We start from the raw sequence: 14,709 nt of genomic DNA, 5'->3' as shown, positions 1-14,709 counted from the left end.
ATGCAACCCAAACAATATTAATCATGAAGAATGAATATTGATTCGGGAAAAACATTGTCATAATCAAAAACTTTGGTAGTTTCATCTATAATATATCTGAAGGAAAAATGACTGCTAAAGTTGAAATAGAGTTAGTTGAAATTATTTTATGGAGATTGGTATGAAACGAATTGTTTTAGGATTCCAGCACGTTCTGGCTATGTTCGGTGCAACTGTTACTGTTCCGCTTGTAGTCGGTTCTGCTATAGGACTTCCTCTTTCGGATATTGCAGTGATGATGCAGGCTGTTCTTCTTGCAATGGGAATTGCAACCCTGTTACAGACATTTATAGGTTCTAAGTTCCCAATTGTTCAGGGTTCGAGTTTTGCCTTCATTCCAGGCCTTATTGCTATTGGTTCCGGTATCGGACTTGCTGCGGTGGAAGGTGCTTTGATCGTTGGTGGTGTAATTGAAGGACTGACCGGAGCTTTAGGACTCATCGGAAAACTGAAAAAGCTTTTCTCACCTCTTGTAACGGGTATAACAATTATGCTTGTGGGTTTCTCTCTTGCCAATGTGGCAGTCCAGTATTCTTTTAATTATTTTGCAGATGCTTCCGGTTCTAGCATTCTGCCTTCTTCAATAATAGCTCTTGTAACATTCATCACTACAATTCTTGTTGCGTTGAAAGCAAAAGGCACCTTCAAGACCATGCCGGTCATTGCAGGTGCTTTGGTAGGATACGTCCTGAGTATTGCATTTGGAATTGTTGATTTCGGGCTTGTGAAAAGTCTTCCGTTTTTCAGCTTGCCCAAATTGCTTCCATGGGGGACTCCGGTATTTGACATCAGTGCCATTATTATAATCCTTTTTGCATTCATGGTTAGCATAATTGAAAGTGTGGGTGACTATCATGCAATATCAACTATTGCTGACCTGCCGATTGACAACAAGAAAATAAATCGTGGTATTGGTTCGGAAGGTCTATCCTGTTCTATTGCCGGTGTATTTGGTGCATGTGGTACTACCAGTTATTCAGAGAACATCGGGCTTGTGGCTCTTACAAAAGTATCAAGTGTTCAGGTTGTTCAAATCGGTGCAGGTATTCTTATACTGTTCTCACTTATACCTAAGTTCTCCGGCCTCCTGGCCTCTATTCCTGCGCCTGTATTGGGTGGTCTGACAACGGCACTCTACGGAATGATCGGAGTCACGGGTCTTAAACTTATAAAAGACAAGGTAGAATTGAATGACAGAAACACGCTCATTCTGGCAAGTTCACTGGTATTGGGTCTTGGTGCTCCACAACTGCCGGCAGAATTCCTGGCAAATTTCCCGGACATAATTGCAAGTATCCTTGCATCAGGAATGGCGGTGGGTGCCATATCAGCAATAATAATGGACCAATTGCTCAAATAACAAAATCGTTTGTGACAAGTAAACTTAATCAGATTAACAAATTCAAATATAAATCTAAATTCAGGTGGAAATATGATAAAAGACGAAAGATGGGAGACTGTCTATTCATTTGAGGATTCTCCGTACCTTATGGAAATACTTACCGAGCTTCGGTCAAAGGAAACAGAGAATATCAGATTCAGGAAAGGTCTGGTGAAACTTGGAAGATACATGGGTTATGAGTTTACCAAGACAATGGATTTTAAAAAGGTAAAGATCGAGACTCCTCTTGAGAGTATGGATGGCGTTGCTTCCGGTGACAGGGATCATGTATATATCATCACAGTGCTCAGGGTTGCCATACCACTCATGGAAGGCCTCATTAAGACACTGGAACATTCAAGAGTAGGTATTGTATCCGCTTCCAGGGGCAAAGCGCCTGATTTTGAGATTGAGATGAGTTATATCAAAGTTCCTTACATGAGGGAGGAAGACACAGTAATTATCTGTGACCCAATGATTGCAACAGGTTCCACTCTTCTGAAAACTGTAACTGAGATCAAGAAATGTGGGAATCCCAAGAGAGTTGTTATCATAGGAATACTTGCAGCTCCGGAAGGCATAACAGCTCTTAAGGAGGAACTGCCTGATGTTGAGATTTACGTGACAAAGATCGACAGGGAACTCAACGACAAGGGTTACATCCTGCCCGGTCTTGGTGATGCAGGTGACAGGGCATTTGGTGAACCTATAAATATCTCCATGCTCCCATTGATGCACAATCTTGAATAAATAGAAAAGCGCAAAAAATATAATTTGATCTGTTACAGATACAACAGATCACCTGTTTTTCTTTATTTGGTTTATAGGACCTGATTTATGGTCCTTAATTCTATGATCTGTCCCCACATGTGGAAACTCATCATATCATCACGTGGATATGCTGTAAATCTAACTTCTGTGCCGTCAGTACTCAATTCTTCTGGTAAGTTTACAGGATCATACTTTACGTCAGAAGTTCCAATGATTCCATAGAAACCGCCTTCAATGTCGTTGTATGTTACTTTTCCTTTGTCGGTTATAAGTTTATTCTCAGCAAGCACCCTTATGATCAGATCATAGTTGTTCTCGGTCCCTGTCCTTTCTTCCCATGGACGGATGTATACTGCGGATATGCTTTGCTCTTCTGTGTCAGTGACTTTAAAGATCCATTTGTGAGAACCACCTGCACCTACAAGGTTTACATTCATGCTTTCTTGAAGGAACATATCCTCTCTAAGTTCAAGTCCACTGCTGTATGTCATATTCCATGAATAACCGGTTGTGGGATTCTCTTCAAGGTTGACAACAATTGTATCACCAACGATGGCATAGACTGTGTTCTGGCTGTCATTCTCTGAATACTCATGGTGAAGAGGTGGTATTGCTTTTGTTGTCACGTTAGCATCGTCGGTATTTTCTGTATGCTCATCGGCATCTGGCGTTGTAGTAGCATTATTGTCTTCAGTGTTGTCTGACACACAACCTGAAGTCATACATATAAGAATGACAACCGCTGAAACTGTAAGTAATCTGATGTTTAACCTCAATAATTCATCTCCTTTAATTATTATTTATTCTGTTGATTGTTATTAATTTGGTTGTTCTTCATATAGATTTCATTAATTTTGCTTGCGTCCATAGCTATGGTTTACGGCAATATCTGTCGATTTTAAAGTGGAATTAGAATATCAATTTTCGTAAGCTTAAAAATTTAGGCTCCGTAGAAATCATCGATATTCAGGCGAGAATGAAAATTAATAATTATTTAAAACGACTGCTCGATATTGAATGAATTTTATAATTTTGCCCGATTGACATTGATTTTAATAGGTTTTCTACAGAGCCAAAATTTATATTAGTTACATATAATACTCGATTTGTCCGAAAAATAGATTTACCCGAATATTCATGATTTTGTCGGAAAATTCATGTTGTTATCCGATAAATAATCTGTTTTGACCTTATTTTAATGCGCTTGAATGGGAGCAGAGGTCTATAGGAAATAATCACTTTTGACAGATTAAATCAATTTGTGGCTTTACATTGCTGATGGAAATCCCTTTCACGATTTTTATTATGTTCACTTCATGAAAATTTTTTAGTTCCATGTAACCTGTTAAAATGGGTTGAAATTACTATCAATTTGACCATAGCGTCTGTACATTTAATAATTCTTATACGTTTCAGTGTAAATTTAACAGGTACCACAAAAAGTTTATGCATACCTCTAAATTAAAGATTATGAGATTTTTAAAAATAATAACATTAGTTTCATTATGCGTGTTTTCATCACTTTTCCTTGGTTGCGTTGAAGATTCAACTGTAAATACAAAGACTATTATCAGTGCAGAATCCGTTGAGGAATATGATATTGCAACAGCAAACAATGCTTTTGCTTTTGACATGTATTCAATGATAAAAAATAATGGTGAAAATGTCTTCTTTTCGCCATACAGTATATTTTCTGCAGTGGCTATTTGTTATGATGGAGCTGAAGGTACTACAAAAGAACAGATATCAAATGTATTTTACTATCCTCTTAGTAAACCTGTTCTTGAAGAAAGTTCGAAAGAGATGATAGGCACAATTAATTCTGGTAACGATGAATACGAACTTAAATCCGCGAATGCACTATGGGTTCTTAAAGATTATACATTGAATGAACAGTATGTATCTAATGCAGAAAACTACTATAGCGGGAAGGTAACACCACTTGATTTTGCAGGACAAACAGAAGAATCCAGACTTGTAATCAATGATTGGGTTGAGGATAAAACAAATGACAAAATAAAGGATCTGCTGGCTAAAGGAACCATTGATGGAAGTACAAGGTTAATAATTACCAATGCAGTCTATTTCAATGGTACATGGCTACAGGAATTTGAAGAAGCAGGTACAAGAAAAGGAGCATTCTATCTTTCCGATGGGCGGGAGAAGAAAGTTGACACGATGTATGTCGTAGGTACATTCAATTATGGGGAAGATGAGAATGCCAAAATCTTAGAATTGCCGTATAAGGGTGATGATATTAGCATGTACATTATTCTTCCATCTGAAAATGACATTGAAGGCTTTGAAAACGATTTTACGCTTGCTTACTACAAAGAGCTAAAGGAAATTCTTAATTCGGACCAAGTAAAAATCTTGTTGCCAAAGTTCATGTTTGATACAAAAGCGGAATTAAATAAACCATTACAGAACATGGGAATCGTTGATGCCTTTGATTCAGACAAGGCTGATTTTACAGGAATCAGTGCCAATGGTGGATTATTCATATCTGAAGTAGTACATCAAGCACACATTGGGGTAAACGAGAAAGGAACTGAAGCTGCTGCTGCAACGGCTGCTATGATGCTAACATCAGGGATAGTATCAACCTGGCAGTTCGAAGCTGACCATCCATTCATGTTCTTCATCGAGGACAAAAGAACGGGTTGTATACTCTTTATGGGAAAAGTTGAGAAACCTGAATCAGAGTAAGTATCATAATGGTATTTCCTCTACTTTTTTACTTTCTTTGTATTCAGTTCAAAGTGCCATCCTTTCACTCTTAAATCGATAATTCATAACTTTGACTGAATAATACTGCTTTTGTCCGAATAATACCTTATTTTTCGGACAATAACCTTTAAGAATGACATTATTGCTTAAAAGTCGATAAGACATAAAGGAAGCAACTAAAATATCAAGTAACAGAAAACTATATGCGACCATTACAGTGAGCTAATCAGTTTCTCTGAAATGAATTACGATGACTGGGAATTGATAATTTCTGTTCTCATGATTTTTACGTTCAAAGCTTCGTTTTGCCAAAAACAAGCAGTATAGCACCGGCAGCAACTGCCATATATGCGACATATTGAACTTTTACAATATCAGTAAATGATGTTTTCTCATTTTGTCCGTTAATAATTGGTTTTGCATTGAATGATGGACTAATACGCTCTATTTGACTAATATTGTAATGAAGGTGCTCAGTTGCGTTCTGTGAAATATTTTCTGCTGGGATATCTGCTTGTGGGGGTTCAACCATACCGCCAATTGTGCTTTCTATCTCTCTAAGAGGTTGAACCGTCGAGCTGATAATAAATCCTCCGCTTTGCGATGCTGTCAAAGGCATGGAAGTACCGGAGATGCTGTAAGGTATTGTGTAAAATATTCGGGCAAAGAATACAGAGGATTTCGATATTCCCTCATTTTAGATCATTAAAGTATTCAAACTCAATTATATCCTCTCATTTTTTATCATTTTGTTTAATTTCTCTTCATTAATCCTTATTTTTAGTATAGCTCCCGCTATCCTAAATTACTCCTTTGGTTTTTAGTGTCCTCAATTGATGCAGATTAAAACAAAAAGCTGTCATCAACATTTTTGCATTCACTCTTTCTACAGTTGTAACAAGAACCTTTCTGGTTTTAAATATTTCTTTTGTCACTGCATACACTCTTTCGCAAGGGACTCTTTTCACACTTATTCTTTCATTTCTGAGGATATCCATTATTCCTAAAGGATGTCCTCTTACAGCTCGTTGCATTGTTGCTGCAAAACCTTTTGCTATTGCTCCAAAATATCCTTTATCTCTATACACCACTTCACCCTTTTCAGACAGATCAACCTGTGAATCGTGAAGTGATGCAGTTGTTGTCTCAAATCTTCTGATTAGTTCATAATCCTTATCAATAATTGTATGAAGTTTGTATCCAAAGTGAGATTTACCATTTTTCTTAGTCCAGGTTCCATCTTTGCTTCTTCTTGTTTTCGCATCTTTTCCTCTGAGTACATCTGCTTTTGCATGTCCTGGATCTGAGTGAATAAAAGTTGCATCCTGGATCATTCCTTTTTTAATCTTCAAACCAAGAGCATCAAGCTGATTCTGCATTTCATCCCACACCGCTTTTTCTTTACCATTGTCGATAATTCTCTTCCTGAATGACCAGACAGTTGTACTGTCTGGTACATATTCAGGAAATCCCAGGAATTTCCTAAAGGATATCCTGTCAATACACTGCTTTTCAAGCTCAGCATCAGAAAGACCATGCCATTGTTGCAGAACAAGCATCTTGAACATTACAATAACATCAGCTTCAGGCCGTCCGCCTGAAGCTGTTCTGTTTATGTACATTGACTCCAGAATAGGGCGAAAAGGCTTCCAATCTACTAAATATTCAATTTCAGCAAGCTTATCTCCGACAGATTGGAGACGCTTATATTCTTCATTTAAGGCAAAATCAGTAAAAGAATCCATAATAGTAAATTTGCTTTGCTATTATTTAAATTTTATTAAATTGTATGAGTATTGATGGTAGTTTCTCGAAATCCTCTACAGGTATTCCTTCATATTCGTGGAAGAACCAGTTACTCCATGATTCACCGGGGTGTAAAGTGGTATTAAGATCATATTCCTTTATCAATGTCGTATTATTAAGCATTGTATCAGAAACGTATACTTCTACCCGATATAGTGAATAGTCAAAATCACTGGAATCTTCAACTATAACTCCAACCCGCCAGTTGTCACCATAGATGTTTTCCTTTTCAACTGTGAATGTAGTATCAGTAATTGCGGAAACCGATAGATTGCTTTCAACTGCATATACCGGACTTATGAAAGATAGGTTAGAAGGGTTTATGTTGATATCAGAATTAGCCTGTGTGCTAAATGTGATGCTGAGCGTTTCTTCAGAACCCGGTGATAGCTCAAATTCACTCCAAAGACAGGTATTATTTAAAAATGATGAATTTCCTCTGGAGGATTCTATTGTTCTATATACAAGTTCACTGGAAAAATCCTTCTCAAAATCAATTATGGAAATATTCTCATTCCCGGAATTATTCATTGTTACTGTGAATACTACTTCCTGTTCTATTCCCTGTGTAATCTTCACTGGTGTAAAAGACTCCCTTACAGACAAGGGTATGGCGACGTCAGAGCTAAGTATGCTGTAAGGTATCGACGTGCTTGAATTAGGTTCAAGGTGCTTTATATGTTTTGATCCAAGTGATACCTGATCACTGAAGTTTATGCTTATATCCGAAACAGTATGGTTCAGTGATGGATTTGTCAGGTACAGTATGCCAGTAACATTGTCATAGACAGAGCTTCCATCAGGATAAAAGACCACACCGGTTAAATATTCTGAACTTCTAAGCTGGAGATTCAAGGGCACAGCATCTGCGTTAAATGTAAAAATGGATCCCGAAATAACTAATGCCAGCAGGACAATTGATGAATACTTCATGAGTGACCGGCTCCTGTATTGAAAAGATCGGTCACATGATACTCTCCGGTTCCGGTGAGCACATAGGTTATATTTTTGCTTTCTCCTGCTACAAGATCCAGGTTCCAGTAGTATTTGTTATTCTGGGATTCATTGTAACCGGGAGAAGAGCCTGCTATTGTAAAATTAACAGGAACAATGTCATAAACTCTTATACCTGTCATATTATAATCAACGAGACTTGTCTGGTTAAGAGTTATATTGAAGCTGTTAATCGATGTTCCGGATTCTATCATTTTTATGACACTGAAGTTTATGAATTCTGGTATTACATTGTTTACTGTTAAAGTAACAATTTCTGTATCATTCATACTTCCATCAGATACGTTGAATTCTACATAATATGTGCCATTGTCATCATAATCAGGTGTCCACGTAAAAATATTATCTACCAGTGTCCCGAATGTGGCATTTGTGTTGTACGTAACTGAATCCCCATCAATGTCGGTTGCATTGAATGTAATAGTTAGCAGTTCGGATTCGTTCACTTCTATGAAAAGCGATTCTGCTTCCAGCTTGATCATCCATGCTTCTGTATACCATAGACCGTCTGGTAGCATGTCACCCACAGCTATGAATTCATTATCATCAGTCATAGTAAGCGAGTACAGGTAGTCGTTAGAATCTCCTCCAAGTGTTTTGTTCCATAGCTCGTTTCCCTGCGAATCAGTTTTGATGATCCATCCGTCGTATTTGTAACCTCCGGCAGGTGATTCTGTGTTACCTGTAATTACATATCCACCGTCATCCGTGCTCCAGACATCATAGTATTTTCCGCTTTGTGGGCTTCCAAACGACTTGTTCCAGGTGGCATTTCCATTACTATCTGTTTTGATCAGCCAGATACTTCTGGATCCACCTAAATTCGTTTTTTCCCCTGCAACTATAAATCCCCCATCGCTTGTCTGTTTTGCAGAATGTGCTTCATCCGAATATGATCCGTCGTAACCATCAAAAGTCCTGTTCCATTCTTCATTACCGTTTGAATCGGTTTTTATCAGCCACGCATCATGGGAACTAGTTCCAAATGAATTTGTTTCGCCTGCAAGAACATATCCTCCATCATTTGTTGACGTGACAGAATAGGTGTAATCACTACCATTTCCACCAAATGTTTGATTCCATACGTGGTTCCCGTTGTCGTCTGTTTTCACCAGCCATCCATAATCTATGAAATTATATGATTCATCAAGTAGGGAAGTTCTGCCTGCAAATACATATCCGCTGTCGCTGACCTGCATCACAGAACGTGCATAGTCATCTACAATTCTTCCAAATGTTTGGTTCCACTCTTCTGTTCCATTTTGATCTGTTTTTATCAGCCATGCATCAGAAGACCCTGCTCCGTATGAATTTGTCTGTCCTGCAATAATGTATCCATCATCATCTGTCTGCTGAACAGAGTAAGCATAGTCGCTACTTGTAGTGCCAAAAGTATTGTTCCACTCTTCGGTTCCATCTGAAGTTGTTTTAATGTAACTATTCAGCCTGATAAAAACGCTATCAATAACAATCTTGACAAAAAGTTGAAACGTAAATTTCATTAGGATCATTTATTTTGATTGTTGCTATTGATTGCTTTTTTGATTGTTAGATTGTTAGTGAGCAGACATCTCTATTTCGATGAAATCAGTACCAATAGGCAAATCGTGCCAGGCTGAATAGTTACGTTTTAATTAACCATACATTGTGGTATCCTTCTCCAAAAGAACCGGAGTCCCCTGCTATAATGTATCCATCATCATTTGTTTTTTGCACAGAGTATGCGTAATCACTTGCATCTCCTCCAAATGTGCAATTCCATACTTCTGGTGGTGCAACATATTGCATGTTGTCACTTGTGAACGAAAGAACAGGTGCTCTGTTTGTGTTATTTACCGTGATGACTACAACTTCGCTGTCTATCAGGCTCCCATCTGAAACGTTGAAACTCACATGATATATTCCGTTGTCATCAAAATCGGTTGTCCAGGTGAACATATTGTCACTTAGGTTTCCAAAGGTCGCGTTTGTGGAGTATGTCAGTATATCGCCATCCGGATCAGTTGCATTGAGTATTATTGTCATTGATTCTGTCTCGTTCAGTGTCCTTGAACTCAATGTAGAGATTCCCTCTTCCACATTCATGGACAGTGATGGTTTTGAGCTTACATATTCTCTGACCTTGACCCAGTCATATTGCATTGTGTATAGCTGCGGAAGATAGTCCGAATAGGGGTCAATAACATAATTATTCCAGAGCAGCACACTCAGGTTTCCGGTGGGGATGCCTGATGTGAGGTTCTTGACCTCGACACCGTCCTGGTAGAAGGTTATTCTGGATTTGTCCTCACGATCGAACCTGTATTCATGAAACTGTGTTGGAGTATCAGCTGTAAACGAATTGCTGCCCAGCGTACTGGTGTCTGCCAGATGTGTTGAGGACTCGGTCTTGAATCCGATCCAATCCCCTGCATAATAGGCATCTTCACAGCTTGTCAGGTAATTGAAGTACTGTTCGCTGCCATCACCACCAAGCAGGACCTTTGCTTCCCATGTGGTATTAACTCCAAATGTGTCGTCAGTGCCTGAAAATATACTGCTGGCCGGATACATTATCAGTATTCCATTTGATATGCCCATACTGTACTGCATAATTTGCCATTTACTTGTATTCAGGGTTTCGAAATCATCATAGAAGAGATAGACATTATCTGCGTTCTCAGGTGGATTCATAGCTGAAGAGTTACCGTAATACATGAAGTAATCGTTACTAACCGAATCTGCTGTTATCTCTTTCTGTGTCTTTATCCATATCTTTGTGGATGCATTGTTCCAGCTTGAATTCTCATCCAGGATTCTGTCAAGTTCTGCCCATCTGCTGTCATTCCAGTAAAGAACTCTCAGATCATCCCCACTAGCCGTTGACCTGCCATCATCGACCATATTCGAATGGTTAAAGGTAATTGATGCGGAATATCCAGAGCTTATATTTGAAGAAGCAGCGTCAATCACTATATTCTGGCGATACTGATAGTCCTCATTCCACCATATTGGGTCAGTAGTGAGCATCATTGGTGCCTGGTTCGTCTCCATAACATAGGTTATCAATATAGGTATCCAGTCAAGTTCGACTGTGTTGTTTCCTATATCTTCAACCTTAACTTGTATATTGTCATTATTTATTTTGTCAGGTGTCCATTGTGTCCAGTCTTTAACATTTATAAGATAAGACGTCTGATTATCTGTCAGTACCTGTGAGCCGTTTTGTGTCAACCATGTACTTCCGCCATCACAACTTACCTGAAGCTTAATGCTGTCAGGACTTTCCTCAGATGGATATGTTGACATAGCATCAATTTTGACATTAACAGCGAGTATAGTTGCGTTAGCAGGCAGATTGAAATTATAGCCTGAATAAATATTCCATGTTTCATTAAAAATGGAATTACCCCCTTCATCAGCATAAGCATTGGTTGGATCTGTGCAAATTCCAGAGTTATCAGTAGGGGAAACATATCCTGAAATGTAAAGGAGTATTGGTTCAATATCTATTGGGTCTATTTCTATTGGGCTTATTTCATTCAATTCCATACTTGCAGTTACAGTTGGTGCGGTAGTGGTTCCCAAAAGTTGTGTTGTACTGGATTCTATTTCCTCAACATCAGGAGCATATACCTCGAATTCTGTGGTGGTTGCACCTGTTATGTTCTGGTTATCAATAGCTGAAATAGTCACAACTTTCTGACCCGTTGAACTGGCTGAATAATTAGCTGAAAAAACACCGTCTGATGCATAGGTGCTAACAGTCAGGTTATCTATCGTAATATTCACCGATGCATTTACCGGTGCTTGAGTAGCAGCATCTGTGATATTTCCAGACAGGAATATTTCGCCTAAAGGATATTGTTGTTCGAAACTTGTGTTTATGGATAGTGTCCGTATATCGAATGCGCATGTCTCACTGACCTGTTCTCCGCTTACAAGAATTATGTATGTACCCAGAACCACTCCCTGCTGTGGGGAGTATTCTGTAAGATAACCATGTTCCGATGGGGTTAGTGTTAGCTCTGTTAGTCTATTTAATGGGTCAATGACATGTGCTGTTACGTTGCTTGTCTCGTTTATGGATATGTATGTTGTTTCCCCGGGATTATAGGATTCTTTGTCTGTGATTATAACTGGCTGTTCTGCAAGTGCTGTTGCTGAAAACTGAAAAGCTACTGCTACAATGATCATCAGTGATAATTGTTTGAATAGCGTAGCCTTCATCCTTTTCATCACCTATATTATTTGTCGGATTTCCACTGGCGGTATGACCACAAGCATATTATTCCAAATATCATTATCAAGAAAATCAATGACCATTTGAACGGCAGTTTTGGAAGCGGCAGGGGTCCATATTCAAAATTGAGTTTCCATGTGTTATTATCTATATCATTATTTGTCCAGACTATTGTGTCATCGATACTTAGGGCAGGATAATTGGAGTATGATAAATGCTTTCCATCAATGTCTGCTTCCATCTTTGCATTTTCAATTGGTATGCTGGATGGTTGTATGCTATAGGTGACCTGGTCAAATATCAGCCCATTTTCAACAATGTCATCTGTTGTATATTCGATCGTTATTGTCCGGCTCTCTCCGGGTATTATGGGTATCCAGAATCCATACTTTATTGTGGTTTCATTCTCGGTGGCGGATACCTCTACATCATTTATTATTGTGCCATCATCAAGTTTTACAGAGACGTCTGATATATCCATGGCTTGAGCATTTCCAGTAAAAGGAACAGGCAGTCCTAAAAAACGTGATGTGCTTTCTGTACTGAGCGTTATGTATCCATATCCCGGAACAACGGTTTTATCGATAATATTCCTGATAGTGAGTTCTTCAGTTACGTGTGTACCGTCAGAATGCACATTTAGTGTTACATTATAGTGTTCCCATACTTCTACTAAAATCTCTCCATTTGCAGAAATGCTGGTTGCTAATAGAATAGATACCAGCAAGAATGCCATTGTAGCTACCTTTATTTCCCTTCCTCCTTTTTAATCAGATTTGCACAACAAACAGTTATTATACTTTTTGTAAATATACTAACATATGTATAGTATATGCGCATATGCACAATTAAATATTAATTAAGCAGTACATGGTATAATAATATATGTGTTATTATATTTATTAAAAATCATTGGAGAGATTTCTTTTGGGTAGGAATGGAACGCATAGTAATTTGATAGGAACAATAGTTTTCATATTCGTTTTTTACATCGTCGTATCAGCTGCAGGCGCAACAGAAATATTGGATGTTCAGGTAAGTGAATCCATTGACGTAAGTGATTTTTTTAATGGGTCGTTGACAAGCGGTGATGCATCCGGCTCAGGACAAATAACGATCAAAAATACATTATCCTCAACAGATCTATACGATGTGAACATCAGTTTCAATAATGGAACAACGTCATCTTCAACCTGGTCTTCGTCATCAAGCGGCGTATATCTTGATACCAGCAACAGTGCATTTGTGCAAGTGCACATTAACTATCTTGGCCATGGTGATTCCGTAGCAATAAACTATGATTGTTCTGGTTCAAGACCAGTTACTTTCAATGAAAGTTATTCAGCAAACAAGATACTGGTCAATGATTCGACCGATGTGAACCTTGAAATAGAACGAAACATTGACTCAACAATAAGCTCTATTACATTCACAAAAGTAGCTTCTGACAGTAACATTAATTCCGTGGCCGATTTTCGTTTCTCTGATGCCAGTGCAAATCTGGGTGCGGTAACAAATCCTTCAGAGGATACTGTCATGTGGACGGTATCAGAACTTAATTCATCTGTTACAAATGCCACTCTGACTTTCACAGCTACTGAAAATGATAGTGCAGCTCATATAGCTTCATCACCACAGTCAGCACAGGAAATGTTCCTGGGTAATGGCACATTGCAGTTTACGGTCAATAATGGAGTTCAATCGGGAAATAATGTTTCAGTTATAGGGGCTCCTATCGGCACAACCCTTAATTTCATGTTCGATTTGCAGAAGAATCAGTTAGATAGTTCAGAGGGTGGCTCAGGCGGAGATGATTGGGGATTTACGCCTACCATCACCAATACTGATACAGAGAGTATAGATTACACTGTTTCAGCTGTAACAATGTATGTAACGACCAGCAGTAGTCTTGATTACAGCTCAGCAGTTGAAACTTCAGTTAATAGCAGCGTAGGTACTCTTTCACAATCAGACGTATGGACGCAAGATGAATGGAAAATATATGATTTCCCTGAACCAGTGCCCGTTGGATGGCTGGATGTAAATCTAAGTGTAGATCTTACAGGCAGCCAGTTAACTGAAAGTTATCTTTCAATAAATGGTACGTATGAGATAATTGAAAAAATATACATCATAAATGGTTATCTTGTGGAAGCCAGGAAAACGATTACAAAGAACGATACAGACTCTGATTACTATGATATTTCCCTTTGGGTACACAATAAAGGTGATCTTGCTACACCTCCTACAGTAGTTGTATACGATATAATCCCACAGGGATTCACCAATGCTTCCTGGGTTACTGATCCTGATGGTAGTACGTCTGTGCTTTCTCCGGTTACCGGAACTGCATATTGGTGGGATGTAGGTGCTTTACAGGCAGATAGAACTGCTGGTAATCAGACATACGTGAACTATACAGTAGAAGGAAACTCGGATGTCTATCGACTCACTGACCTGTTCATACTGGGTATTGACCCTGCTTATTCCCTGAATATGCAGACAACACCGGTGCTCAGAACTGGTGCCAATGTAGCAACAAGAAATGATAGTGGTTCATTGATAGGTATGATGTCTATGATGTTGTTCATGGTTGGGATTGTGGGTAACAGGAGAAATAAGAGAAACTGAAAATTCTCTTATTCTTCCTTTCCTTAAGCTATTTTCATTTTTTATAATTCTACAATTCAAAAGTATGTAACATACGGAGTGCTTGTATTCACTGTTTTCATTAATTGAAGGCTTA

11 protein-coding genes are annotated in these 14,709 nt (G+C 38.5%); 4 read left to right on the top strand and 7 right to left on the bottom strand.

Features of this window, described 5'->3' with window-relative positions:
- Positions 1-160 precede the first annotated feature (160 nt).
- Positions 161-1,399 (top strand): uracil-xanthine permease family protein, encoded by a 1,239-nt coding sequence (locus V7O67_RS10380; protein ID WP_342304899.1) that lies wholly within the window; start codon positions 161-163, stop codon positions 1,397-1,399.
- Positions 1,400-1,471: 72 nt separating this feature from the next.
- Positions 1,472-2,170 (top strand): uracil phosphoribosyltransferase, encoded by a 699-nt coding sequence (upp, locus tag V7O67_RS10375; RefSeq protein WP_342304900.1) that lies wholly within the window; start codon positions 1,472-1,474, stop codon positions 2,168-2,170.
- 71 nt (positions 2,171-2,241) lie between these two features.
- Here the strand turns inward: upp and V7O67_RS10370 are convergent, their stop codons facing one another.
- Positions 2,242-2,967 (bottom strand): protease inhibitor I42 family protein, encoded by a 726-nt coding sequence (locus V7O67_RS10370; protein WP_406669984.1) that lies wholly within the window; start codon positions 2,965-2,967, stop codon positions 2,242-2,244.
- A 733-nt stretch (positions 2,968-3,700) separates the two neighbouring features.
- Between V7O67_RS10370 and V7O67_RS10365 the strand changes: the two genes are divergently transcribed.
- On the top strand, positions 3,701-4,900 hold the full coding sequence (locus tag V7O67_RS10365) for a serpin family protein (RefSeq protein ID WP_342304902.1): 1,200 nt from the start codon (positions 3,701-3,703) through the stop codon (positions 4,898-4,900).
- Positions 4,901-5,213: 313 nt separating this feature from the next.
- Here V7O67_RS10365 and V7O67_RS10360 read toward each other — a convergent pair whose 3' ends face one another.
- From V7O67_RS10360 to V7O67_RS10335, 6 genes are all read right to left on the bottom strand, one after another.
- Entirely contained in the window at positions 5,214-5,534 is a 321-nt protein-coding gene (locus V7O67_RS10360; RefSeq protein WP_406669983.1) for a hypothetical protein, read from the bottom strand.
- Between the two features lie 187 nt (positions 5,535-5,721).
- The gene (locus V7O67_RS10355; protein ID WP_342303665.1) at positions 5,722-6,666 is read right to left on the bottom strand and encodes an IS5 family transposase; all 945 of its coding nucleotides are present in this window, start codon (positions 6,664-6,666) and stop codon (positions 5,722-5,724) included.
- 25 nt (positions 6,667-6,691) lie between these two features.
- Positions 6,692-7,660, bottom strand: a complete 969-nt coding sequence (locus tag V7O67_RS10350; RefSeq protein ID WP_342304904.1) for a hypothetical protein — start codon at positions 7,658-7,660, stop codon at positions 6,692-6,694.
- Positions 7,657-9,243 (bottom strand): cadherin-like domain-containing protein, encoded by a 1,587-nt coding sequence (locus V7O67_RS10345; protein WP_342304905.1) that lies wholly within the window; start codon positions 9,241-9,243, stop codon positions 7,657-7,659. Before V7O67_RS10345 ends, V7O67_RS10350 begins: the two co-directional genes overlap by 4 nt.
- Before the next feature lie 121 nt (positions 9,244-9,364).
- On the bottom strand, positions 9,365-11,950 hold the full coding sequence (locus V7O67_RS10340) for a DUF2341 domain-containing protein (RefSeq protein ID WP_342304906.1): 2,586 nt from the start codon (positions 11,948-11,950) through the stop codon (positions 9,365-9,367).
- Positions 11,951-11,967: 17 nt separating this feature from the next.
- A complete protein-coding gene (locus V7O67_RS10335) occupies positions 11,968-12,699 on the bottom strand; it encodes a DUF2207 domain-containing protein (RefSeq protein WP_342304907.1) in 732 nt (243 codons plus the stop codon).
- A gap of 191 nt (positions 12,700-12,890) precedes the next feature.
- Between V7O67_RS10335 and V7O67_RS10330 the strand changes: the two genes are divergently transcribed.
- A complete protein-coding gene (locus tag V7O67_RS10330) occupies positions 12,891-14,594 on the top strand; it encodes a hypothetical protein (RefSeq protein ID WP_406669982.1) in 1,704 nt (567 codons plus the stop codon).
- Positions 14,595-14,709: the final 115 nt, after the last annotated feature.

It is taken from the genome of Methanolobus sp. ZRKC4, from assembly GCF_045291305.1.
Taxonomy (GTDB): domain Archaea; phylum Halobacteriota; class Methanosarcinia; order Methanosarcinales; family Methanosarcinaceae; genus Methanolobus.
The sequence above is the reverse complement of the archived record's forward strand: the minus strand, read 5'-3'. Positions and strand labels throughout refer to the sequence as shown.